21 protein-coding genes are annotated in these 23769 nt (G+C 59.7%); 9 read left to right on the top strand and 12 right to left on the bottom strand.

The window, feature by feature from the left end:
- Positions 1 to 45: 45 nt before the first annotated feature.
- A complete protein-coding gene (gene folB / locus G9Q84_RS03750; RefSeq protein WP_032883867.1) occupies positions 46 to 399 on the top strand; it encodes a dihydroneopterin aldolase in 354 nt (117 codons plus the stop codon).
- Positions 390 to 914, top strand: a complete 525-nt coding sequence (folK, locus tag G9Q84_RS03745; protein WP_181642911.1) for a 2-amino-4-hydroxy-6-hydroxymethyldihydropteridine diphosphokinase — start codon at positions 390 to 392, stop codon at positions 912 to 914. The genes folB and folK overlap by 10 nt, the downstream gene beginning before the upstream one ends.
- On the opposite strand, the gene G9Q84_RS03740 is transcribed toward folK, so the two are convergent.
- From G9Q84_RS03740 to G9Q84_RS03690, 11 genes are all read right to left on the bottom strand, one after another.
- Entirely contained in the window at positions 903 to 2138 is a 1236-nt protein-coding gene (locus G9Q84_RS03740; RefSeq protein ID WP_181642910.1) for a multifunctional CCA addition/repair protein, read from the bottom strand. The two genes, folK and G9Q84_RS03740, sit on opposite strands and share 12 nt — an antisense overlap.
- 63 nt (positions 2139 to 2201) lie before the next feature.
- Positions 2202 to 3767: a SpoVR family protein gene (locus G9Q84_RS03735; RefSeq protein ID WP_032883861.1), complete on the bottom strand. Its 1566-nt coding sequence runs from the start codon at positions 3765 to 3767 to the stop codon at positions 2202 to 2204.
- Positions 3764 to 5035, bottom strand: coding sequence for a YeaH/YhbH family protein (locus G9Q84_RS03730; protein ID WP_181642909.1), 1272 nt, complete (start codon positions 5033 to 5035; stop codon positions 3764 to 3766). The genes G9Q84_RS03735 and G9Q84_RS03730 overlap by 4 nt, the downstream gene beginning before the upstream one ends.
- Positions 5036 to 5148: 113 nt before the next feature.
- Entirely contained in the window at positions 5149 to 7071 is a 1923-nt protein-coding gene (locus G9Q84_RS03725; RefSeq protein WP_003194732.1) for a PrkA family serine protein kinase, read from the bottom strand.
- A gap of 284 nt (positions 7072 to 7355) precedes the next feature.
- Positions 7356 to 7685, bottom strand: coding sequence for a thiosulfate sulfurtransferase GlpE (glpE, locus tag G9Q84_RS03720; protein ID WP_032883859.1), 330 nt, complete (start codon positions 7683 to 7685; stop codon positions 7356 to 7358).
- 32 nt (positions 7686 to 7717) lie between these two features.
- A complete protein-coding gene (locus G9Q84_RS03715) occupies positions 7718 to 8569 on the bottom strand; it encodes a symmetrical bis(5'-nucleosyl)-tetraphosphatase (protein WP_122681320.1) in 852 nt (283 codons plus the stop codon).
- The gene (apaG, locus tag G9Q84_RS03710; protein ID WP_032883857.1) at positions 8569 to 8949 is read right to left on the bottom strand and encodes a Co2+/Mg2+ efflux protein ApaG; all 381 of its coding nucleotides are present in this window, start codon (positions 8947 to 8949) and stop codon (positions 8569 to 8571) included. Before apaG ends, G9Q84_RS03715 begins: the two co-directional genes overlap by 1 nt.
- Positions 8950 to 9052: 103 nt before the next feature.
- Positions 9053 to 9865, bottom strand: coding sequence for a 16S rRNA (adenine(1518)-N(6)/adenine(1519)-N(6))-dimethyltransferase RsmA (gene rsmA, locus G9Q84_RS03705; protein WP_181642908.1), 813 nt, complete (start codon positions 9863 to 9865; stop codon positions 9053 to 9055).
- The gene (gene pdxA / locus G9Q84_RS03700) at positions 9862 to 10851 is read right to left on the bottom strand and encodes a 4-hydroxythreonine-4-phosphate dehydrogenase PdxA (protein WP_181642907.1); all 990 of its coding nucleotides are present in this window, start codon (positions 10849 to 10851) and stop codon (positions 9862 to 9864) included. Before pdxA ends, rsmA begins: the two co-directional genes overlap by 4 nt.
- Positions 10848 to 12188 (bottom strand): peptidylprolyl isomerase, encoded by a 1341-nt coding sequence (locus tag G9Q84_RS03695; protein WP_032883854.1) that lies wholly within the window; start codon positions 12186 to 12188, stop codon positions 10848 to 10850. Before G9Q84_RS03695 ends, pdxA begins: the two co-directional genes overlap by 4 nt.
- Complete coding sequence (locus G9Q84_RS03690; RefSeq protein WP_099601624.1) at positions 12163 to 14976, bottom strand: LPS-assembly protein LptD; 2814 nt, start codon at positions 14974 to 14976, stop codon at positions 12163 to 12165. The genes G9Q84_RS03695 and G9Q84_RS03690 overlap by 26 nt, the downstream gene beginning before the upstream one ends.
- Positions 14977 to 15106: 130 nt before the next feature.
- Between G9Q84_RS03690 and G9Q84_RS03685 the strand changes: the two genes are divergently transcribed.
- Genes G9Q84_RS03685 through G9Q84_RS03675 form a run of 3 tightly spaced genes read left to right on the top strand, consistent with a single transcriptional unit; the run spans position 15107 to position 17572 of the window.
- On the top strand, positions 15107 to 16132 hold the full coding sequence (locus tag G9Q84_RS03685) for an aminoglycoside phosphotransferase family protein (protein WP_032883852.1): 1026 nt from the start codon (positions 15107 to 15109) through the stop codon (positions 16130 to 16132).
- Positions 16129 to 16803, top strand: coding sequence for an N-acetylmuramate alpha-1-phosphate uridylyltransferase MurU (murU, locus tag G9Q84_RS03680; RefSeq protein ID WP_181642906.1), 675 nt, complete (start codon positions 16129 to 16131; stop codon positions 16801 to 16803). Before G9Q84_RS03685 ends, murU begins: the two co-directional genes overlap by 4 nt.
- Position 16804: 1 nt before the next feature.
- Entirely contained in the window at positions 16805 to 17572 is a 768-nt protein-coding gene (locus G9Q84_RS03675; RefSeq protein ID WP_032883850.1) for a TerB family tellurite resistance protein, read from the top strand.
- 78 nt (positions 17573 to 17650) lie between these two features.
- On the opposite strand, the gene G9Q84_RS03670 is transcribed toward G9Q84_RS03675, so the two are convergent.
- On the bottom strand, positions 17651 to 18625 hold the full coding sequence (locus G9Q84_RS03670) for an alpha/beta hydrolase family protein (RefSeq protein WP_122756338.1): 975 nt from the start codon (positions 18623 to 18625) through the stop codon (positions 17651 to 17653).
- A 77-nt stretch (positions 18626 to 18702) separates the two neighbouring features.
- On the opposite strand from G9Q84_RS03670, the gene G9Q84_RS03665 reads away from it, so the two are divergent.
- From G9Q84_RS03665 to G9Q84_RS03650, 4 genes are all read left to right on the top strand, one after another.
- A complete protein-coding gene (locus tag G9Q84_RS03665) occupies positions 18703 to 20697 on the top strand; it encodes a PAS domain-containing sensor histidine kinase (protein WP_181642905.1) in 1995 nt (664 codons plus the stop codon).
- Positions 20698 to 20715: 18 nt separating this feature from the next.
- Complete coding sequence (locus G9Q84_RS03660) at positions 20716 to 21345, top strand: response regulator (protein WP_032883847.1); 630 nt, start codon at positions 20716 to 20718, stop codon at positions 21343 to 21345.
- 214 nt (positions 21346 to 21559) lie between these two features.
- Positions 21560 to 22672 carry an ABC transporter ATP-binding protein gene (locus G9Q84_RS03655; protein WP_032883846.1) on the top strand — a complete coding sequence of 371 codons (1113 nt, stop codon included), beginning with the start codon at positions 21560 to 21562 and terminating at the stop codon, positions 22670 to 22672.
- Between the two features lie 43 nt (positions 22673 to 22715).
- On the top strand, positions 22716 to 23756 hold the full coding sequence (locus G9Q84_RS03650; RefSeq protein ID WP_032883845.1) for an ABC transporter substrate-binding protein: 1041 nt from the start codon (positions 22716 to 22718) through the stop codon (positions 23754 to 23756).
- Positions 23757 to 23769 lie beyond the last annotated feature (13 nt).

Here is a 23769-nt window from a genome sequence, read left to right as displayed (position 1 = left end):
GATTCTAACGGGGCATCGCGCCCTTGTCGTGCTGCGGAGAAGAGCTTGGACAGAGTGTTTATCGAAGGCCTGGAAGTCGACACCGTGATCGGGGCCTACGACTGGGAGCGCGGGATCCGCCAATGCCTGCGTCTGGACCTGAGCTTTGCGTGGGATAACCGCCCGGCCGCCGCAGGTGACGACCTGACCTTGGCGCTGGATTACGCCAGCGTTTCGGCGCGTATCCAGGCGTTTGCCGAACAGTCCCAGTACCAACTGGTGGAAACCTTTGCTGAGCGCTTGGCCCAAGTGTTGATGAGTGAGTTCCAGATTCCCTGGCTGCACCTCAAACTGACCAAGCCCGGCGCAGTACCGGCCGCCAAAGGTGTGGGCGTGGAGATTGAGCGCGGATGTCGCTAACTCAGGTTTACCTTGGCCTCGGTAGCAATATCGAGCGCGAGCTCCATCTGTGCGCCGGGCTCGACGCGTTAGCGAGCTTTCTGACGGATATGCGCTGCTCGGCGGTGTTTGAAAGCCAGCCGGTGGGCATCAAAAGCGGGCCGTTCTTCAATCTGGTGGTGTCGGCCTATACCGACCTGTCGTTGACAGAATTGGACCGCCGTCTTAAGGCCATCGAAGCTGAAAACGGCCGCTACGCGCCGGACCGCAAAGGCCTGCCATTGGACATCGATGTGCTGCTGTACGGCGAGTTGGTGGGGGATTTCGACGGTTTGATTCTGCCCCGTGCAGAAATCCTGAAAAACGCCTTTGTTTTGTGGCCGCTGTCGTTGATGGCGCCGGACCGCGTGCATCCTGAGGTGGGTAAAACGATGGCTGATCTGTGGCGGGATGCGCAGATCGATCAGTTGCTGGCGCCTGTCGCCTTTGAGTGGCAGGGCCAGCACCTGACGCCGAATGCGCTTCTAATTCGATAGGGCGCGTTGTTCCTTGTAGGCCTGCAACGCCATGAGCCGTTCGCGCTTCAAGGCTTCGCCCAGCTCAGGGCCTTTGAAACCCTTCTCCACCAATGGCGCCACCGCCACCTCGCGTGCTGTCTGCGCCGCACCGCGCAAATAATCTGCCTGTGGATAACTGCGTTGCTCGAAGCCCTTGCGGCCCCGGGCATCCATTTCACAGGCGACCACAAACTCCTCAAAGCGCTGCGGTCGGCGATATACGTCAAAACTTTGCAGTAACTCCAGCAGCGTCGAGGCTTTCAGCTCCAGCGCTCGATGGCCGTGGGTGTGATATTGACCCACCAGCAGCGCCAACTCCTGGCAATCCCTTGGCACTTTGAAACGTTCATTGACTGCCTTGATCAGCTTCAAGCCCCGATGCTCATGGGCGATATGCTGCGGCAACTTATCCACAGGCGTTAGACCTTTGCCCAGGTCATGCAGCAGGCAGGCCCAGCGCACGGTCAGTGGCTGTTTGTGCAAGGCGGCCTGCTCCAGCACGCTCAAGGTATGCACGCCAGTGTCTATCTCGGGGTGGTGGGCCTCGGGTTGGGGGACGCCGAAGAGTGCATTTACTTCCGGCATCAAGCTTTTCAGTGCGTCGCAGTCGCGCAGGACCTGAATAAACACCTGAGGCTGATCTTCCATCAGCGCTCGGGAGATTTCCTTCCAGCTGCGCTCCGGCGTCAGGGCTTCCAATTCGCCTGACTCGCTGAGTTGACGCATCAGTTCCAGAGTCTGCGGTGCCACTGTAAAACCAAGATGTGCATAGCGAGCGGCAAAACGTGCGACGCGCAGAACTCGCAGGGGATCTTCGGCGAAAGCGGGGGAAACATGGCGCAGAACGCGGGCTTCGAGGTCACGCTGGCCGTTGTAGGGGTCGGTCAGGTTGCCGTCATCGTCTTCAGCCATTGCGTTGATGGTCAGGTCGCGACGGATCAGGTCTTCTTCCAGCGTGACCTCGGGGCTGGCGTGAAAGACAAAACCGCCATAGCCCCGGCCGCTCTTGCGTTCAGTGCGGGCCAAAGCATATTCGTCGCCGTTCTTCGGGTCCAGGAACACCGGGAAGTCAGCGCCTACCGGCTTGAAGCCCTTCGCCAGCATCTCCTCGGTGGTCGCGCCGACAACGACGCGGTCGATATCAGTGACCTTGATGCCCAGCAGGCGGTCACGCACGGCGCCGCCGACTTTGTAGATTTTCATGAAAAAGCCTCCATTAGCGGCACAGGATACCGCCTGTGCCTGACCAATGGAGGCTTTGCTGTTTCAGAGGTGAACGACGGCCATGTCCAGGCGACCATAGTCGTTATCGTTGTGATCACTGCGCGGTGGAACATGGTGAGTTTTCATCACCTGATCGCCTTGCAGTGTTTCCAGATGGATGTCGAAGCCCCACAACCGGTGTAAGTGCTTGAGTACTTCCTCGGTGGATTCGCCCAGGGGTTTGCGGTCATGTTGCTGGTGACGCAAGGTCAGCGAGCGGTCGCCGCGGACATCAATGCTGTAGATCTGTACGTTGGGCTCCCGGTTGCCCAGGTTGTACTGCGCGGCCAAGGTTTCACGGATGATGCGGTAGCCGGGCTCATCGTGGATGGCCGGGACCACCAAATCGTCCTTGAGATCGTCATCGAGGATGCTGAACAGCTTGAGGTCGCGGATCACCTGGGGTGACAGGTACTGCAGGATAAAACTCTCGTCCTTGAAGCTGCTCATGGCGAACTTGATGGTGGACAGCCAGTCGCTGCCGGCGATTTCCGGAAACCAGCGGCGGTCCTCTTCGGTCGGGTGTTCGCACATGCGCCGGATGTCGCGGTACATGGCAAAACCCAGAGCGTAAGGGTTGATGCCGCTGTAATACGGGCTGTCGAAGCCAGGCTGAAATACCACACTGGTGTGGGAGGTGAGGAACTCCATCATGAAGCCGTCGGTGACCAACCCCTCGTCGTACAGGTCGTTCATGAGCGTGTAGTGCCAGAACGTCGCCCAGCCTTCGTTCATCACTTGGGTTTGGCGCTGTGGATAAAAGTACTGGGCGATCTTGCGCACGATGCGCACGATTTCCCGTTGCCATGGTTCCAGCAGTGGGGCGTGTTTTTCCAGGAAATATAGGATGTTTTCCTGAGGTTCGGCGGGGAAGCGTGCATTGTCCTTGTCGCTGTTTTTGTCGGCGCGTTTAGGAATAGTGCGCCACAGGTCGTTGATTTGCTTCTGCAGGTGCTCTTCGCGCTCCTTCTGACGCAGGCGTTCTTCCTCCGCGGAAATCGGGTACGGGCGCTTGTAGCGGTCGACCCCGTAGTTCATCAGGGCATGACAAGAGTCGAGCAAGTCCTCCACTGCGTCGATCCCGTGGCGCTCCTCACACTGCATGATGTACTGCTTGGCGAACACCAGGTAATCGATGATCGAACTCGCATCGGTCCAGGTGCGGAACAGGTAGTTGCCTTTGAAAAAGCTGTTATGCCCATAGCAAGCGTGGGCCACCACCAATGCCTGCATGCAGATGGTGTTTTCTTCCATCAAGTAGGCGATGCATGGGTCGGAGTTAATCACAATCTCGTAGGCCAGCCCCATCTGGCCACGGGTGTAGGACTTCTCGGTGCTGAGGAAGTGTTTACCGTAGGACCAATGGTGATAACCCAGCGGCATACCGACAGACGCGTAGGCATCCATCATCTGCTCAGCGGTGATCACTTCGATCTGGTTGGGGTATGTGTCCAGGGCATAACCCGCCGCGATCCGACTGATTTCCTTGTCATAGGCCTGGATCAGCTCAAAGGTCCACTCGGAGCCGGTGGAAATGGGTTGGCGCTTAGTCTCTTTTTTGGCGGTCATGTCACTAACCTGCGCTGGAAGAGTTCACGGAAGACCGGATAGATATCGCCGGCCGAGACCAGTTGCTGCTGGGCGAACGTGTCGGCAAAAGCTTCGCCGATGCGCTCATATTCGAACCACAGGGCCTGGTGCTCACGGGGGGTAATTTCAACGTAAGTGTAGTACTGCACGAACGGCATGATCTGGTTGATCAGAATGTCGCAGCAGATGGGCGAATCATCATTCCAGTTGTCGCCGTCAGAGGCTTGAGCGGCGTAGATATTCCATTCGTTGGCCGGGTAGCGCTCGGCCATGATCTCCTGCATCAGCTTCAGGGCGCTGGACACGATGGTGCCGCCGGTTTCCCGCGAGTAGAAGAACTCTTCTTCGTCGACTTCCCGGGCGCTGGTGTGATGGCGGATGAACACTACGTCGATCTTGTCGTAGTTTCGCTTCAGGAACAGGTAGAGCAGGATGAAGAACCGTTTGGCGATGTCCTTGGTGGCCTGGGTCATGGAGCCGGAAACGTCCATCAGGCAAAACATCACCGCCTTGGAACTGGGGTTCGGTTGTTTGACGAGCAGGTTGTATTTCAAGTCGAAGGTGTCGAGGAACGGCACACGATGGATGCGCGCACTGAGTTTCTCGATTTCCGCCTCGATTTCCTGGATATCGCCGAAGTTATCCGGTTCTTCGCGCTTCAAGCGCGCCAACTCTTCCTTGGCCTCTTTCAATTTGGCGCGGCTGCTGCCCGACAGGGCGATACGCCGTGCATGGGCCGAGCGCAGGGTACGGATGATATTGATCCGTGACGGGTTGCCCTCGTTACTGATACCTGCCCGCACGGTCTTGAAGGTGTCGGTACCGGTTAGGTTTCGTTTGACGAGGTTGGGTAATTCCAAGTCCTCGAACATGAACTCAAGGAATTCCTCCTGGGTGATCTGGAACACAAACTCGTCCATGCCTTCGCCAGAATTGCCGGCTTTGCCTGGACCTTTGCCGCCACCACCGCCTTGAGGTCGCTGGATATGTTCGCCGGTGGTGAACTCCTTGTTACCAGGGTGCACGACGGTTTGTTTGCCGCCGCGGCCATGGTGCAGGACCGGTTCGTCGATGTCCCGTCCGGGAATGCTGATTTGCTCACCATGCTCCATGTCGGTAATGGAGCGGCGGCTGACGGCCTCTTCGACGGCCTTTTTGATGTGGTCACGGTAACGCCGCAGGAAACGCTGGCGGTTTACCGTGCTCTTGTTCTTGCCATTGAGGCGTCGGTCGATCACATAGCTCATGAGGAGCCCTCCGGGCAGCTTCACGTTACAAGCTTCAAGCGGCGAGCTGGAAGCTTAGAGACAAGCGGTCAACTGCCAGGCACATGACCTGGCAGTGCACGCCTATCGCTGCCTTACTGCGATTTGCGAACCCGCAGATACCACTCGGAGAGCAGTCGTACCTGTTTGTCGGTGTAGCCACGCTCGACCATTCGTGTGACGAAGTCGTTGTGTTTTTGCTGGTCCTCCTTGCTGGCCTTGGCATTGAAGCTGATGACGGGTAGCAGATCCTCGGTGTTGGAGAACATTTTCTTCTCGATGACCACCCGCAGCTTCTCGTAGCTGAGCCAGGTAGGGTTCTTGCCGTTGTTGTTGGCGCGGGCACGCAGTACGAAGTTGACGATCTCGTTGCGGAAATCCTTCGGATTGCTGATGCCAGCGGGTTTCTCGATCTTTTCCAATTCCTCGTTGAGGGCTACGCGGTTGAGGATCTCGCCGGTTTCCGGGTCGCGGTATTCCTGGTCCTGGATCCAGAAGTCCGCATACAGCACGTAGCGGTCGAAAATGTTCTGGCCGTACTCGCTGTAGGACTCCAGGTACGCGGTCTGGATTTCCTTGCCAATAAACTCGATGTAGCGCGGCGCGAGGTACTCCTTGAGGAAGCGCAGGTAGCGTTCACGGGTTTCCGCCTGGAACTGTTCCTGTTCGATCTGCTGCTCCAGCACATAGAGCAGGTGCACCGGGTTGGCGGCGATCTCGTGCGGGTCGAAGTTGAAGACTTTGGACAGGATCTTGAACGCAAAGCGCGTCGATAGGCCGTTCATGCCTTCATCCACGCCTGCCGTGTCGCGGTATTCCTGGATTGACTTGGCTTTAGGATCGGTGTCCTTGAGGTTTTCACCGTCGTACACGCGCATCTTCGAGTAGATGTTCGAGTTCTCCGGCTCCTTGAGGCGCGACAGCACGGTGAACTGGGCGAGCATCTTCAGGGTGTCGGGTGCGCAATGGGCCTTCGCCAGGGAGCTGTTGAACAGTAGCTTGTCGTAGATCTTGATCTCATCGCTGACTCGCAGGCAATAAGGCACCTTGACGATGTAGATCCGGTCGATGAAGGCTTCGTTGTTCTTGTTGTTACGGAAGGTGTGCCATTCCGATTCGTTGGAGTGGGCCAGCAGGATCCCGGTGAACGGAATCGCGCCCAAGCCTTCGGTGCTGTTGTAGTTACCTTCCTGGGTCGCGGTAAGCAGTGGGTGCAGCACCTTGATCGGAGCCTTGAACATTTCCACGAATTCCATCAGGCCTTGGTTGGCCCGGCACAGTGCGCCCGAGTAGCTGTAGGCGTCGGCGTCGTTTTGCGGGAATTCTTCGAGTTTGCGGATATCGACCTTGCCCACCAGCGCCGAAATATCCTGGTTGTTCTCATCGCCCGGCTCGGTCTTGGCAACGCCGATCTGGTTGAGGATCGAGGGGTAGAGTTTCACCACGCGGAACTGGCTGATGTCACCGCCAAACTCGGCCAGGCGCTTGGTGGCCCAGGGCGACATGATGGTGTTGAGGTAGCGGCGTGGGATGCCGAAGTCTTCTTCGAGGATCGCGCCATCTTCCGTGGCGTTGAACAGGCCCAGTGGCGACTCGAAGACCGGCGAGCCCTTGATCGCGTAGAAGGGCACTTTCTCGATCAGCTGTTTGAGCTTTTCGGCCAGGGACGATTTACCGCCGCCGACAGGGCCGAGCAGGTAGAGGATCTGTTTCTTCTCTTCCAGGCCTTGGGCGGCATGGCGGAAGTAGGAGACGATCTGATCAATGCATTCTTCCATTCCGTGGAAGTCTTCAAAGGCCGGGTAGCGGCGGATCACCTTGTTGGAGAATATTCGCGACAGGCGCGAATTATTGGCGGTTTCCACCAGCTCCGGCTCACCAATCGCCAATAGCAGGCGCTCGGCGGCAGATGCGTAGGTGCTGCGGTCCTGCTTGCACAGCTCAAGATACTCTTGCAGCGTGAGTTCTTCCTGCTGTGTGGACGCGAAGCGTTGTTGGAAGTGGCTAAAGATACTCATGACGTCGTCACCTCGCTCGATACGTGGAGCCGACGCCGGATCTATCAGTCGATGCTGGCAGTCATTGACGATCGCCAATGGCCGTTTTCCCCCCAGAACACCCTAAACGCTACCGATGACCCGCACGCCGGTGTACCGGCTCTCCCCTGATTCGGATGGCCTGCGCTTAAGGATAGTTCGGAATCTGGGAGGTCAAGGCGTGATACGCAATTAGTTTGCCTGCGCCGTTCGTCAGAAACGGCGCGAGCCCAAGCGTCACGCGGGGTAGCGGGGTTTGAAAATATTTATTGCGAATCGCCCGAAGAAATTTCTGCAGGATAGGTCGTACGCCACAGCTCAAAACCACCGTCCAGGCTGTAGACGTCGGAGAAGCCTTGGCTGATCAGGTAGGCGGCGGCGCTCTGGCTGGAATTGCCGTGGTAGCAGGCCACGATCAGTGGCGCGTCGAGGTCGGCGGCGCGGATGAAGTCGGCGATGTTAACGTTATCCAGATGCTGGGCGCCGGTGATATGGGCTGCCGAGTAAGTAGGCTGGTCGCGGATATCAACCACCACCGCGCCTTGCTCGCGCAGGGCTTGGGCTTGTTCGGGAGGGATACGTTTGAATTCGCTCATGGCGGGCTCCTTGTCTTGGCGGCGCTTAGCGTCTAGCGCTTGGCGGCAGCCGGCAGTGTAATGGGAAGGGGAGATTCACACTGGCAGCTGTGGCGCTCGCCAGTGTCGATGTTCATCAGGGTCATGGCGCCGCCCCACACGCAACCGGTGTCGAGGGCGAATACGCCGGGTTCGTTGCACTTGCCTTCCAGGGCGGCCCAGTGGCCGAAGATGATCTTCGTATCACGGGTCTTGCGTTCCTTATGGGCAAACCACGGCTTGTAACCGGGCAGGGCGGTGTCGGCACCTTCTTTGCTCTTGAGGTCCAGCTTGCCCTCGGCGGTACAGAAGCGCATGCGCGTGAAGTAGTTGGTGATCACCCGCAGGCGGGCGACGCCCGTCAGGTCGTTATCCCACTTCACCGGTTCGTTGCCGTACATGCCGTCCAAGTAGGTGGTGTACAGGCTGTCATCGGCCAAGGCACTTTCGACTTCGGCTGCGCACTTAAGGGCTTTCTTCAGCGTCCATTGCGGCGGGATACCCGCATGCACGAGGGCCATGTTGCGGCCTTCGTCGTAATGCACGATCTTTTGCCGGCGCAGCCAGTCGAGCAGCTCGGCTCGGTCGGGCGCTTCGAGAATTTCCCGCAGGGTGTCGCCCTTTTTCAGGCGCTCGATATTATTGCCGGCCGCCAACAGGTGCAGGTCATGGTTGCCCAACACACACACCAGGGAATCACGCAGGCTATATAAGTAGCGCAGGGTTTCCAGGGACTCGGGGCCGCGATTGACCAGATCACCGACCAGCCAAAGCCGATCATTGGCCGGGTCGAAGCCCACGCGCTCAAGCAGGCACTTGAGAGGCTCCAGGCAGCCTTGCAGGTCGCCGACTGCGTAGGTCGCCATCAGTGCAGGGCTCCCGGTACGGCAAGGCGAAATGGCTTGATGATGGCGTCGAACAGTTGGCCATCGGTGGCTTTCATCTGATACGAGCCTTGCATGGTGCCGACCTTGGAGGTCATCACCGTGCCGCTGCTGTAGGTGTGGCTGGCGCCAATGTCGATCAGCGGTTGCTGGCCAACCACGCCTGCGCCGCGCACTTCTTCCACTTGGCCGTCACCGTCGGTGATTACCCAATGGCGTGATAGCAACTTGGCCGGCACCTGCCCGTTGTTCTTCACCGTGATGGTGTAGGCAAAGGCAAAGCGGTTCTGTTCAGGTTGCGATTGGTCCGCCAGGAAGCGGGTCACGACGCTGACGTCGATCTGGTAGCGAGGATCGGACATGCAAGAGGCCTTAAAAGCAAAAGCGGAGGACAGCAGATGCGGATCAGTCTAGGCCAAGAGGTGGGCACTAGGCCAGACATGTGTCTGGCCATGCCTGGGTGCTTCAGTCGACTGCTGGAGCAGGCTGGATGGCAAGCTGGTCTGCCAGGCGCACGAACGCGGCCAGGTCCAGTTGCTCGGGACGCAGGCTACCGTCGACGCCGGCGGCTTCGATTTCAGCTTGGCTCAATAGGACCTTGAGCGTGTTGCGAAGGGTCTTGCGGCGTTGGTTGAACGCTTCACGCACGACACGTTCCAGCAACTTGTGGTCCTTGGCCGGGTGGGGCAGAACAGCATGCGGTACCAGGCGAACAATGGCCGAGTCGACCTTTGGCGGCGGGTTGAATGCACCCGGACCCACGTTGAACAGGTGTTCAACGCGGCAGTGGTACTGAACCATGATCGACAGACGGCCCCAATCACCACCACCTGGGCCTGCGGCCAGGCGTTCCACCACTTCTTTCTGCAGCATGAAGTGCATGTCGCGGATGATCCCGGCGTTGTTCAGCAGGTGGAAAATCAGCGGTGTGGAGATGTTGTACGGCAGGTTACCGACCACGCGCAGGCTGTTAGGCGCGGCGTTGAGGGAGTTGAAGTCGAACTTCAGTGCATCGCCCTGGTGCAGGTTGAAGTTGGATTTTCCGGCGAACTGCTGGTTGAGGATAGGGATCAGATCCTTGTCCAGTTCAACCACGTCCAGCTGGCCACCGCTGGCCAGCAGGCCTTGGGTCAATGCGCCCTGGCCTGGGCCGATTTCCAGCAGGCGGTCTTCGGGCTTGGCATGGATGGAGCGCAGGATGCGGTCGATCACGCCAGCGTCGTGCAGGAAGTTTTGCCCGAAGCGCTTGCGCGCCCGGTGTTGGTAATGCTCAGTCATATACGGGTCTCGGCCATCTGATAGGCGGTTTCCAGGGCCACGTGCAGGCTGCCGGTATCGATCTTGCCGCTGCCCGCCAAGTCCAGGGCAGTGCCATGGTCGACGGAGGTGCGGATGATCGGCAGGCCCAGTGTCACGTTGACGGCGGCGCCGAAGCCTTTGTATTTCAGCACCGGCAGCCCCTGGTCATGGTACATCGCCAACACTGCGTCGCAGTGCTCCAGATATTTGGGGGTAAACAGAGTGTCCGCTGGCAGTGGGCCACGCAGGTCCATGCCTTCTTGGCGCAGACGCTCCAGGGTTGGTTCGATGATGTCGATTTCTTCATGGCCCAAGTGCCCGCCTTCACCTGCATGGGGGTTGAGCCCACAGACCAGGATACGCGGTTGAGCGATGCCGAATTTTTGCTGCAGGTCGGCGTGCAGGATGCGCGTGACGCGCTCCACGCGTTCGGCGGTGATGGCGTCTGCGACGTCACGCAGCGGCAGGTGCGTAGTCACCAGGGCGACACGCAGGCCGCGTGTGGCCAACATCATCACGACTTGTTCAGTGTGTGTCAGTTCGGCGAGGAATTCGGTGTGGCCGGAAAAGGCGATGCCGGATTCGTTGATCACGCCCTTGTGGACCGGTGCGGTGATCATGCCGTTGAAGTCACCGTCGATGCAGCCTTGCCCCGCACGAGTCAGGGTTTCGAGCACGAACGCCGCATTGGCCTTGTCCAGTCGCCCTGCAACCACCTTGGCCTGCAGCGGGGTGTCCCACACATAGAGGCTGCCTGCGGGCGCCGGCAGATCAGGCCAGTTGCCCGGCGCCACGTCCACCAAGTTGATAGCCACACTGAGTTGCGCGGCCCGCTCAAGGAGCAGGTCGCGGCTGGTAATGGCAATCAGGGGGTATGGCTGAGGCTGCGAGGCGAGCAGCAGGCAAAGGTCTGGACCAATGCCGGCCGGCTCGCCGGGTGTTACCGCGAAACGCTGGGGTTTCACTGTGCTGCCTGGTCGGTGCCTGTTTGCTCGGCGCCTGGCAGCTTGTTTTCCACGTAGGCTTCGTCACGGATCTGACGCAACCAGGTTTGCAGCTCTTCGTCGTACTTGCGGTTACGCAGTACGTTCAGCGCTTGTTGCTCGCGGGCCTGGCTGGTGTTGTCAGTGGCGCGGCGGCCAAGGACTTCCAGTACATGCCAGCCATATTGGGTCTTGAACGGCTTGGACAGTACGCCTTGCGGAGTATCGGCCATTACCTGTTGGAACTCGGGCACCAGCGCTTTCGGATCGATCCAATTCAGGTCGCCGCCGTTGAGGGCTGAACCTGGGTCTTCCGAGAAGCTCTTGGCCAAGGTGGCGAAGTCTTCACCGCTTTCGATGCGGTCATAGATCTTCTGGGCCAGCTCCTTGGTTTGCGCCTCGGTACGGATTTCGCTTGGTTTGACCAGGATATGACGAACATGAACCTCGTCTTTCAGCGAGGTCTCGCCACCGCGACGTTCCAGCAACTTCAGGATAATGAAGCCACCTGGGGTGCGGGCTGGCTGGGTGATACCGCCCACTTCCATGGCGCTCAGTTCACGGTCGAACGGAGGTGGCAGTTGAGCGGCTTTACGCCAGCCCATATCGCCGCCTTCAAGGGCGTTGTCGCTGCCGGACTGGGCAATGGCCATCTGAGCAAAGTCAGCACCGCCTTTCAGGCGATCATAGATAGCTTGGGTTTTCGCCGCCGCCGCATTCAGTTGCTCGGAGTTGGCACTGTCCGGGGTCGGGATCAGGATATTGGCCAGGTGCAGTTCTTCGGAAAGCTGCATCTTGCCCAGGTCGGAGGCCAGGAAGTTCTTCACTTCCTGCTCGGACACCTGCACTCGCTCGGCAACACGACGCTGACGCACACGGCTGATGATCATCTCGCGGCGGATCTGGTCGCGGGCGTCTTCGTACGAAAGACCGTCGCGGGCCAGGGCTGAGCGGAACTGGTCGATGCTCATGTTATTGCGTTGAGCGATGGTGCCGACGGCCTGGTTCAGCTCTTCGTCCGAAATACGAATACCGGAACGATCACCGATCTGCAGTTGCAGGTTTTCGACGATCAAGCGTTCAAGTACCTGTTGGTCCAGGACGCTGGTAGGCGGTACACCACCGCCACGCTTGGCGATGGTTTGCTGAACTTCCTTGACCCGTTGGTCCAGTTGGCTCTGCATGATCACGTCGTTATCGACGATGGCCACTACCTTATCCAGCTGTTGAACCGCAGCGTGTGCCGATGCGGTCCCCAGGAACAGTGCGCCCAGCACTAGCGGGCGCAGACAATCAGAAAGCTTGGTCTTCACGTTCACGATAACCTTCAATGCCTTTGTCGAGGAAGCTCTCTACCTTGGCGCCGGTCAGGCCGCCGAGTCCTTTGAGGACGATCTGCAGGAAGAGCCCGTGGTCACCCTTTTCGTTCAGCGGGGCGATCTGGCTGTATTCGTCGTTGGAAACCCAGTAACGGTTGATGACGCGCAGTTTCCAGCAGCAGTTGTCGTACTCGAAACCACCAAAGGCTTCCAGGGTACGGTTGCGTGCGTAGTCATACTGCCAGCGGGTGATCAGGTTCCACTGAGGAATGATCGGCCACATCATCGAGAAGTCGTGTTGTTGGATTTTGTAGTAATCCTTCACGTAGTTCGGGTCGCCTGGCTGACCGTAGTCGCCACCGAACTGCCACTTACCGGTCAACTGGTTGTAGACAACCTGGTCGTTACGATAGCGGTAACCAACGTTGATGATCTTGTTCGGGTTGTCTTCCGGCTGGTAGTGAAGCATCGCGCTGCCGGAGCGAGGGCTGTGCTCTTCGGTGTCCCAGTTGTAGTCGGCCGTGGCGCGCCAGTCGCGGTTGAAGCGGAACTCGTAGTCCAGGGCAACCGGGGACACGTCGGACTGTGCATCGGCACGGTCGGCGGCCAGGATACCCGGCAGTTGAACTTCACGATCCTTGAAGTACACAGCTTGGCCCACGGACACGCGTTGACGCTCGAAGCCGTTTTCTTCGATCCAGCGGCTGGTCAAGCCAAGAGACAGCTTGTTTTCGTCGCCGATACGGTCGGAGCCGCTGAAGCGGTTGTCGCGGAACAATGACGCGTAGCTGAACGAGTACTCGCTGGTGTCGAACACCGGAATATCGGCCTGGTCCTTGTTCGGCACGTACAGGTAGAACGCGCGCGGTTCAAGGGTCTGGCGATAGTCTTTGCCGAACCAGTTGGTATTGCGATCGAAGTACAGGCCGCTGTCGACGCTGGCTACAGGAATTGCGCGATCCTGAGAGCTTTTGAACGTGCCGCCGGCATATTGGGTGCCAGCTGTCGCGGCTGCAGCTTGTGCAGCGATGATGTCGTTCTTGCCTTTGTTGTCCAGGTCAAGATCGTACTTGGTGTAGACGTACTTGAGCTTCGGCGTCACAAAGCCGTAGGTCCAGTTCATCGGGTATGAAACGGCTGGCGCTACGTTCAGGCGAGTACCGTTTGCACGGGTCAGACCGTTGACGTAAGTGTCCAGGCGACGCTCGGAATCACCGTTTTCATTGATAAAGTTGCCGCTTTCCAGGCTGCGTTCAAACCGAACTGCTTCGGTTTCGTAGCTGAAGTTCAAACCACCTGGGTGGTATGGCAGCTGACCATTGAAGGTGATCTGTGGCAGTCGGTCATACGGTGTGATCTGGGAGATCGTGGCCAGCTGGTAAGCCTGGACATTCAAGCGCGCCTGGTAGGAGTCGCCGCGATAACTCACGGAGCCCTGCTGGTTGACGTAGTCCCGGCTCTCGACACCCTCCTGATAGGACTTGAGGTCCTGGAAGTAATAAGGGTCGCTGATTTTGGTGTAGTCGACCTGGGTCAGTACACGCGAATCCAACCCGCCTTTATGCTGCCAATTGAGCATGTAGCGGGTTTTTTCGTAATCGGTCTGCAGTTTGCGTTCGTCGTTGTCGTCGTTGAGGTACGCGCCGCCGAACTGGCCTTCGCTGGACTTGGTGAGGTAGCGGAATTCGCCTTCCATCATCATGCCGCGCTTGGTCATGTATTGCGGGTACAACGTGGCGTCGTAGTTCGGCGCCAGGTTGAAGTAGTACGGCGTAACCAGGGTGAAGCCGGTTTCGCTGCCGGTGCTGAAGCTCGGCGGCAGGAAGCCGGACTGACGACGGTCGTCGATCGGGAAATAGATGTAAGGGGTGTACAGGATCGGGATGTTCTTGATCCGCAACGTCGCGTTGGTGGCCGTACCGAAACCGGTGGCTGGGTTCAACGTGATGTTGTTGCCTCGAAGCTGCCAGGCGTTGCTGTCCGGCTCGCAGGTGGTGTACGTACCGTCCTTGAGACGGATGATCGCGTTTTCGGCGCGCTTGGCGTACAGCGCGTTACCGCGGATACGCGACTTGTGCAGCACGTATTCGGCGTTGTCGATCTGGGCCGCGCCGGTGTCCAACTGAACCTGGGCGTGGTCGCCGACGATCAGCGCACCGTTGTCACGCAGTCGTACGTTGCCGTTCAGCTCGCCGCGGCTTTCGGCCTGGTACAGGCTGGCTTCTTCGGCTTCAAGCTGCATGCTGCCCTGGCGCATGACGACGTCACCTGCCAGGGTCGCGACTTGTTGTTCCTGCTCGTAACGAGAGGCCTTGGCACCGATGAAGGTGGGCGCATCGCTCTTGTTCGTCTTGTCGTTCATGCCAGGACGAGTCGGCTCGATGTACGCACCGCCGCAATAAGGACCGGTTTCGGCCAACTGGGCTGCGGTCAACTTTTCGCGAGGTACCCAGTCCAAGTGGCTGTAGTCGGCGCTGCGTGAGCGCAGGCCACGGCCCTTGGATTCTGTGACCAGTGCGGTCTTGGGTTCGGCCGCGGCAGTGCCACCAGCTTCGGCCTGCGCCGTGCTGTTGGCCGAGCTGACCGCAGCGCCGTCATGCACCGGGCGCGGTGGCAATGGGGCTGCGGCGGTTTTCGGCGCGCAATCCCAGGCACCCGAAGCAGAGACTGAGCAGTCATACTGTTCCGCGGCGACCACGAATGAGGTGGCGAAGGGTTGCATGGCCAGCAGACTGCCGGTTACCAGCAACGGAAATTTTCTACGAAACGCGGGGGATTTCAATGCCATCTTATTAGTCCGGGCTTCCTGCGTGCCATCTGCCCGCGGTTTGGGCCGCACGCCTCTCGATGGTCTGAAAAAGATGCGTGATAATAAAGCATGACCCGCTTGACGGCTAGCGCCGTCGGAGACCCTTGTAATGCCTGAGCAAGATCTACGTTTACAACAGCTGGAAGTCTGGCTGGATGAGCAGTTGCCGATCCTTTTCAACGCTCAAGACTGGGGCTCCGTACCCCCGGCCACACTGACTGCGGCCAGCAGCGACGCGAGTTTCAGGCGTTACTTCCGTTGGGAGGGTGGCGGCCGGACTTTCGTGGTGATGGACGCTCCCCCCCCCCAGGAAAACTGCAAACCCTTCGTCGATATCGCCCATTTACTGGCGAAGTCGGGCATAAATGTTCCAAAAATTTATGCAGAAGATCTGTCGCGCGGCTTTCTTTTGCTCAATGACCTGGGCAGAAAAACCTACCTGGACGTGATTGACGAGCAAAACGCCGATCAGCTGTTTGCCGACGCCATCGACGCCTTGCTGGCATTCCAGCAGTTGCCGATGGACGCACCACTGCCCAGTTATGACGTTGCCTTGTTGCGCCGCGAGCTGGAACTCTTTCCCGAGTGGTACGTACGGCGCCATTTGGGTGTCGAGTTGGATGCAGAACAACAAGCCCTCTGGCAGCGTGTCAGCGACCGGCTGATCGACAGCGCCTTGGCGCAGCCGAAAGTGCTGGTGCATCGCGACTATATGCCGCGCAACTTGATGATCAGCGAGCCGAACCCCGGCGTGCTGGATTTCCAGGACGCGGTCTACGGCCCGGTCACTTATGACATTACCTGCCTGTTCAAGGACGCTTTCCTCAGTTGGCCCCAGGCGCGCGTACGCGATTGGCAGCGCGGTTATTGGGAGCGTGCGGGCCAAGCGGGCATCCCGGTGCAACCCGATTTCGATGATTTTCTGCGTGCCAGCGACCTGATGGGTGTGCAGCGCCACCTCAAGGTCATTGGCATCTTCGCGCGTATTTGCCATCGCGACGGCAAGCCACGCTACTTGGCCGACGTGCCGCGCTTCTTTGCTTATATAGAAGCAGTGCTCGCCGATCGCCCGGAGTTGAGCGAATTGGCTGAGCTGCTGACCAGTCTGCGCCAACCCGCTGAGGCCAGCGTATGAAGGCCATGATCCTGGCCGCCGGCAAAGGTGAGCGGATGCGTCCGCTTACCTTGCACACGCCCAAGCCGCTGGTGCAGGCCGGCGGCAAGCGTCTGATCGAATACCACCTGGAGGCGCTGGCCAAGGCCGGCTTCACCGATATCGTGATCAACCACGCCTGGCTCGGCCAGCAGATCGAGAGCTATTTGGGCGATGGTGCGCAGTTTGGCGTACGCATCCGTTACTCCCCGGAGGGCGAACCGCTGGAAACCGGCGGCGGGATTTTCCAGGCGTTGCCGTTGCTGGGGGACGAGCCTTTTCTGGTGGTCAATGGCGATATCTGGACTGACTACGACTTTACCCAACTCAAGCAACCGCTCAGCGGCCTGGCTCACCTAGTGATGGTCGACAACCCAACGCATCATCCCTCGGGCGGTGATTTCTTCCTTGATGAGGGTCTGCTTCATGATGCGGCGCCCGGTGCCGATAACCTGACCTTCAGTGGCATTTCAGTGCTCGACCCCCAGTTATTCGCGGGTTGCAGTGCCGGTGCCTTCAAGCTGGCGCCGCTGCTGCGTGCGGCGATGGCCAAGGGTCAGGTAACGGGGGAACACATGGCGGGACGCTGGATTGATGTCGGCACGCTGGAGCGCTTGGCGCAAGTCGAAACCCTGCTGACAGCGGGGCAGTAGCATGTTGTGGCCAGGGACGCTGATCGGCGCCGGGGCTGGCTTTGCCATTGCCAGTATTCCGGGGGCCTTGTTGGGTGCATTGTTGGGGCAGGCGTTGGACCGCCGAATGCAACTGCGCAGTTGGGCTCAGTTGCGCGAGCGCATGGGCGGCCGCCCGGTGCTGCGCAATGATGAGTTGTTGTTTGTATTGCTCGGGCGCCTGGCCAAAAGCAACGGGCGAGTGGTGGACGGGCATATCCAGCAGGCGCGTCAGGAGATGCGCTCGCTGGACATGACCGAGTCCGCCCAGCGCCGCGCGATTGCGGCGTTCAATCGCGGTAAATCGGGCTCCGACCGTATGCGCAGTTATCTGCGCGTGCTCAAGGCTCAGCCCCATGCGGCGGAAGGTGTGTTGCGCGCCTGTTGGCGGATGGTGTGGGCGGACGGCAAGGCGGATGATGCCGAGCGCGACTTGATCAACCTGTGGGGCAAGTGGTTGGGCTGGACGCCGCAGCAGCTTCAGGCCTTAGCGGCCGACTACACGCCTGAGCGCAAGCCGCTGGTCAATCGAGGCACGACCTACCAGGAAGCGTTGCGACTGCTCGGCGTCACCGCTACCACCGAGCCGTCGGTCATCAAACGTGCCTATCGCCGCCTGCTGAGCCGTCACCATCCGGACAAGGTGGCCGGCAGTGGCGCCAGTCTCGCGCAAGTGCGTGAGGCGACCGAGCGAACCCGTGAATTACACAATGCTTACTCGTTGATTCGCGAGCGCCGGGATTTTCGCTAGATGCCGCTCTTTCACGGATAATCACATTCCGATGTGGGAGAGGGGCAAGCCCCTCCCACATTGTTTTTGTGCTGTTCTTCAGTCGGCGCTGGCCTGCGGGCTCAACCACCCGCGAATCCTGCGATACAACTGCTCCTGCTCGGCTGCGCTATTGCCGGGCACGGTTTTCAATGACACCTGCTTATAGCCATCATTCTTCAATCGCTTGGCAGCCTGCGCACGGGCCTGAGCGTTTTTGCGTGCCTGCGCGTTGTCTTGATAGAAGACATCGGCAGTCGGCAGTTTCAGGCCGGGCGCCAGTTGCTGCACGTCCGGATGGCGTCCGTTAGGCGTCTGCGCCGCGACCATCACAAATTTCTGCACCTGGGACGGTTGTTTCTCGGTGAGATAACGCGCGGCCCACCAGGCGCCTGTGCCATGACCCAGCAGCACCACACTGCGTGCGTTCTGCGTCTGGGCGAAGGCTACGGCAGCGTCGATGCGGTCGAAGATGCGCGAGGCGTCGGTCTTGTCCTGCTCGTCGGCGCCCGGCACCACTGACGGATCGGTGCCCTCGGCTTCGGCGCTGGCGGCTTGTTCGATCGGTTTGTCGGCGGTGCTCGCTTCTTTGCTGCTGGTGTCGACAGTGGCTTTGGGTGCTTCCATAACGCGCGGCGGCAGGGTATCTACGCTCACATCCGGCAATGACAGGCTGAGGCTGCCCCAATTGGCGTCGGGAAATTTGCGCCGCAACGGGCCGATTGCTTGCGGCCAGTCAGCACTTTCACCGCTGCCCGGTACGATAATCACCACACCTTCGGGTTCGGCGCTGTTGGCCGGTTTCCACAGGGCGAGGAATGAGTCGCTGCCAGCCTGCAATTGTTGCTGTTCCTGCTGAGGGATGGTGCGCTCCAGCGCGGTGGCGTCTTCCTGGCTGCGCTCAAGCAGAGGCTGGCGCTCGACGGGTTTTTCGTCGGCCGGCGCGGGGGCGTCGGCGGCCTGTACAGAAAAGGCACTGGTAAACAGCAGCGACAGGCACAATGCTGGCAGTGCCGAACGGTTTCGATAGGGCATCGTAGATTTCCGGCCAGAAGAGATTCCAGCAGCCTAATGGGTTGGTCAGTTTTTGTCAGTGATGTGAGACGTGGATCATGGGTTTTCGCTGTCTGCTGGTTATCGGCTGTTTGTGCGTCGCCTTGATGGCGAACGCCTCACCTACGCCTGCTGCCCCGCAGGCGCAGCTCAATGCGCAGCAGCGCGAATGGCTGGCCCAGCACCCGGAGTTGCGGGTGGGCGTAGTGCTGCAGTTGCCTTACGCGCAATACGACCGTCGCTTGCAGCGCTTGTCCGGGGCCAATGTGGAGTTGATGCAGTGGCTGGCCAAGGCGCTGAATATCGAGCTGACCTGGCGCAATTTCCCCAACCAGGAGCAACTGGAAGCCGCCGTCCGCGACGACGAAGTGGACATTGCCCCCGGCCTGCAACAAACCCCAGCCGGTTTGCGCCTGTGGTTATTCAGCGACCCATATATGCGTGTGCCCCAGCATATCGTCGGCATCCGCGAGGGCGGCGGCGCGGTTGAGCTGGAAAAACTGGACGATCAATCCCGCGTCGCCGTGCGCATGCCCAGCGCCGTGGCCGATTACTTGCGCAGCACTTATCCCAACCTCAACCTGCAAGGTGTGCCCATTGAGCGCCAGGCCTTGCAGTTGTTGGTCAGCCAGCAAGCGCGTTATGCCGTGGTAGATGAAGCGCAATTAAGCCGATTATCCGGCGAGGCCGAGTTCGCCGGTTTGGCGGTGGTGGGGGACATCGGTCTGCCGCAATTGTTGCGGTTGGCCACACGGCGCGATTGGCCCGAACTGGCGGGCATCATGGAAAGTGCCTTGGGCGCTATCCCCGCCCGAGACCTTGACCAACTGCATAGCCGCTGGCTGCAACCCAAATACCCACGGTTATCGGAGTCGCCTGGGTTGTGGCAGAACCTCAGCCTGTTACTGAGCCTGCTGCTGCTCGCCAGTTTGGCGACCGTGTTCTGGCAGCGCCGCCAGCAACGTGTGTTGGAGCATGGCCTGCTGGCCGCCCGTGAAGAAAGCGCCGCCCGCGCTGCCGGTGCCGAAGCGCTGCGGTTGACACAGTTTTCCATCGACCAAAGCACCGTTGGCATCCTGTGGGTCAACTGGGACAGCCATGTGCGCTACGCCAACCACGCCGCCGAAAGCATGCTCGGTTATGCTCCTGGCGCACTGATCGAGCGGCCGCTGGTTGACCTCGACCCGACCCTGGACATGGACCGCTGGCTCAATTTGTGGAAGCGCGCACGGGCCAGCGAAGAGGGACCACAGAACTTCGCCACCGATTGTTTGCGCGCCGACGGCAGCATCCTGCCGGCCAACGTGTCCTTGAGCTTTTTGCGGTTTGCCGAGGCTGAGTACTTGGTGGTTTACCTGAACGACGTCACCGAGTTGCGCCGCACGCTGGCCGCGTTGATGCAAAGCGAAGCGCAACTACGCGAACTGTCGGCCCACCTGGAAACCGTGCGCGAGGAAGAAAAAGCCCGCATCGCCCGGGAAGTACATGACGAACTCGGTCAGATGCTCACCGTGCTCAAGTTGGAAACGTCCATGTGCGAGCTGGCTTATGCGCAACTGGACCCTGGCCTGCACGAGCGCTTGAACAGCATGAAGCGCCTGATTGCTCAACTGTTCCAACTGGTGCGGGACGTCGCGACGGCGCTGCGCCCACCGATTCTCGATGCTGGCATTGCCTCCGCCGTTGAATGGCAAGCCCGTCGTTTTGAAGCGCGCACGCAGATTCCCTGTCTGGTTCAGGTGCCGGATAACCTGCCGACCCTGAGCGACGCCAAGGCCATCGGCCTGTTTCGTATCCTGCAGGAGGCGCTGACCAACGTGATGCGCCATGCCCAGGCGCATACTGTGGAGCTGACGCTGGCCATAGACGGCTCGGATTTGCGGTTGACCATCAGCGACGACGGCGTGGGTTTCGTCCAGCCTGAAGGGCGTGCGGTATCGTTTGGCCTGGTCGGTATGCGCGAGCGGGTGCTGATCATGGGCGGGCAATTGAGCCTGCACAGCGAGTTGGGGGAGGGCACCACCCTGAGTGTGACGGTGCCGCTGGATGCATAACGCCAAGAGGAAGTCCCTGTGATCCGTGTACTGGTAGCCGAAGACCACACCATCGTTCGTGAAGGCATCAAACAACTGATCGGCCTGGCCAAAGACCTGCTGGTGGTGGGGGAGGCTAGCAATGGCGAGCAGTTGCTGGAGACGTTGCGCCACGTGCCGTGCGAGGTGGTGTTGCTGGACATCTCGATGCCCGGCGTCAACGGCCTGGAAGCGATTGCGCGCATCCGTGCGTTGAGCAACCCGCCGGCGATCCTGGTGCTGTCGATGCACGACGAAGCGCAAATGGCAGCCCGTGCCCTGAAGGTCGGTGCCGCCGGTTACGCCACCAAGGACAGCGACCCGGCGCTGTTGCTGACGGCGATCCGCAAAGTCGCGGCCGGCGGGCGTTATATAGACCCGGACCTGGCCGACCGTATGGTGTTTGAAGTCGGTCTGACCGACGCCCGGCCATTGCATTCGTTGCTGTCGGAACGGGAGTTCTCGGTGTTCGAACGCTTGGCGCAGGGCGCCAACGTCAATGACATCGCCCAGCAACTGGCGCTGAGCAGCAAGACCATCAGCACTCACAAGGCGCGATTGATGCAAAAGCTCAATATCACCTCCCTGGCTGAGCTGGTGAAGTACGCCATGGAACACAAGCTGTTGTGATGACATGCCTGTTTGCGACCTGCTTTAAACCCCGCTGACGCCATTCCCGGCGCTTCGCACCGCAGCACTGTTCCATCCCCGCCATCCGTGTAGGGCAATCCCTACCCCCAAGCTTCCATCCTGCTGATGCAATTCTCTCCTGGCCCCCGATTTCCGGGGCCTCGCGCCTGGACTACGCTTGTGCCACAGCAGTCCAAAACACAAAGGTGCGGGTATGAGCGAGGTGGATTCAAATGATGTGCTGGTCAGCTTTCGTGGCGTGCAGAAGAGCTACGACGGCGAGAACCTGATCGTCAAAGACCTCAACCTGGAAATCCGCAAGGGCGAGTTCCTCACCTTGCTCGGGCCTTCCGGTTCGGGCAAGACCACCAGCCTGATGATGCTCGCCGGATTTGAGACGCCGACTGCCGGTGAAATCCAGCTGGCCGGGCGCTCCATCAACAACGTGCCGCCGCACAAGCGCGACATTGGCATGGTGTTCCAGAACTACGCGCTGTTCCCGCACATGACCGTGGCCGAGAACCTGGCGTTTCCCTTGTCCGTGCGCGGTTTGAGCAAGACCGATGTCAGTGAGCGGGTCAAGCGCGTACTGAGCATGGTCCAGCTCGACGCGTTCGCCCAGCGCTACCCGGCGCAACTGTCCGGCGGCCAGCAACAGCGTGTGGCCCTGGCCCGCGCGTTGGTGTTCGAACCGCAACTGGTACTGATGGACGAACCGCTCGGCGCTCTCGACAAGCAATTGCGCGAACACATGCAGATGGAGATCAAGCACCTGCACCAACGTCTCGGCGTGACAGTGGTGTACGTGACCCATGACCAGGGTGAAGCCCTGACCATGTCCGACCGCGTGGCGGTGTTCCATCAGGGCGAGATCCAGCAGATCGCCCCGCCGCGCACGCTGTATGAAGAACCGAAGAACACCTTCGTCGCTAACTTTATTGGCGAGAACAACCGCCTCAACGGCCGCTTGCACAGCCACACCGGCGACCGCTGCGTGGTCGAGCTGGCGCGGGGCGAGAAGGTTGAAGCACTGGCGATCAATGTCGGCCAGATCGGTGGCCCTGTAACGCTATCGGTGCGTCCGGAACGGGTCAGCCTCAATGGCTCCAGCGAAAGCTGCATCAACCGCTTCTCCGGGCGGGTGGCCGAATTTATCTACCTGGGCGACCACGTGCGTGTGCGCCTGGAAGTCTGCGGCAAGACCGATTTTTTTGTGAAACAACCGATTGCCGAGCTGGACCCAGCACTGGCGGTCGGCGACGTGGTACCGATTGGCTGGCAAGTCGAGCACGTTCGCGCACTCGACCCACTTCTAGAGGCGAATTGATCGCCCCATGGCTTCACCAACCCTGCACGTGGAGAGAACAACAATGTTGAGATCCCTGAAGTATTCCGTCCTGGCCTTGAGCTTGATGGGCGCGACACAGGCCATGGCCGGCCCGGACCTGACCGTCGTGTCCTTTGGTGGCGCGAACAAGGCTGCACAGGTCAAGGCCTTCTATGCACCGTGGGAAAGCGCGGGCAACGGCAAGATCGTCGCCGGTGAGTACAACGGTGAGATGGCCAAGGTCAAAGCCATGGTCGACACCAAAAGCGTGTCCTGGGACCTGGTAGAAGTGGAATCGCCGGAACTGTCCCGCGGTTGTGACGAAGACATGTTCGAACCGCTGGACCCGAAACTGTTCGGCGACAGCGCCAACTACGTGAAGGGTGCGATCCAGCCATGCGGCGTGGGTTTCTTCGTGTGGTCGACTGTGTTGGCGTACAACGCCGACAAACTGGCTTCCGCGCCAACCAGCTGGGCGGATTTCTGGGACACCAAGAAATTCCCGGGCAAGCGCGGCCTGCGCAAAGGCGCCAAGTACACCCTGGAATTCGCCTTGATGGCCGACGGCGTAGCGCCGAAGGACGTGTACAAAGTGCTGGCCGGCAAAGATGGCCAAGACCGTGCGTTCAAGAAACTCGACGAACTCAAGCCGTCGATCCAATGGTGGGAAGCTGGCGCACAACCGCCGCAGTACCTCGCATCGGGTGACGTGGTGATGAGCTCGGCTTACAACGGCCGAATCGCTGCCGTGCAGAAAGAAAGCAACCTGAAAGTGGTGTGGAACGGCGGCATCTACGACTTCGATGCATGGGCGATTCCAAAAGGTCTGGCCAAGGATCGCGCAGAAGCGGCGAAGAAATTCATCGCCTTCTCGGTCGCACCGCAGCAGCAGAAGACCTACTCGGAAAACATCGCCTACGGCCCGGCCAACACCCAAGCCGTACCGTTGCTGGCCAAGGACATCCTCAAGGACATGCCGACTACGCCAGAGAACATCGCCAACCAGGTGCAGATCGACGTGAGCTTCTGGGCGGACAACGGCGAGCAGCTTGAGCAGCGCTTCAATTCTTGGGCTGCCAAGTAACCCGCCTGCTGTG

It is taken from the genome of Pseudomonas sivasensis (assembly GCF_013778505.1).
In the GTDB taxonomy this organism is placed as follows: domain Bacteria; phylum Pseudomonadota; class Gammaproteobacteria; order Pseudomonadales; family Pseudomonadaceae; genus Aquipseudomonas; species Aquipseudomonas sivasensis.
This window is presented reverse-complemented; position numbering and strand designations above follow the sequence as displayed.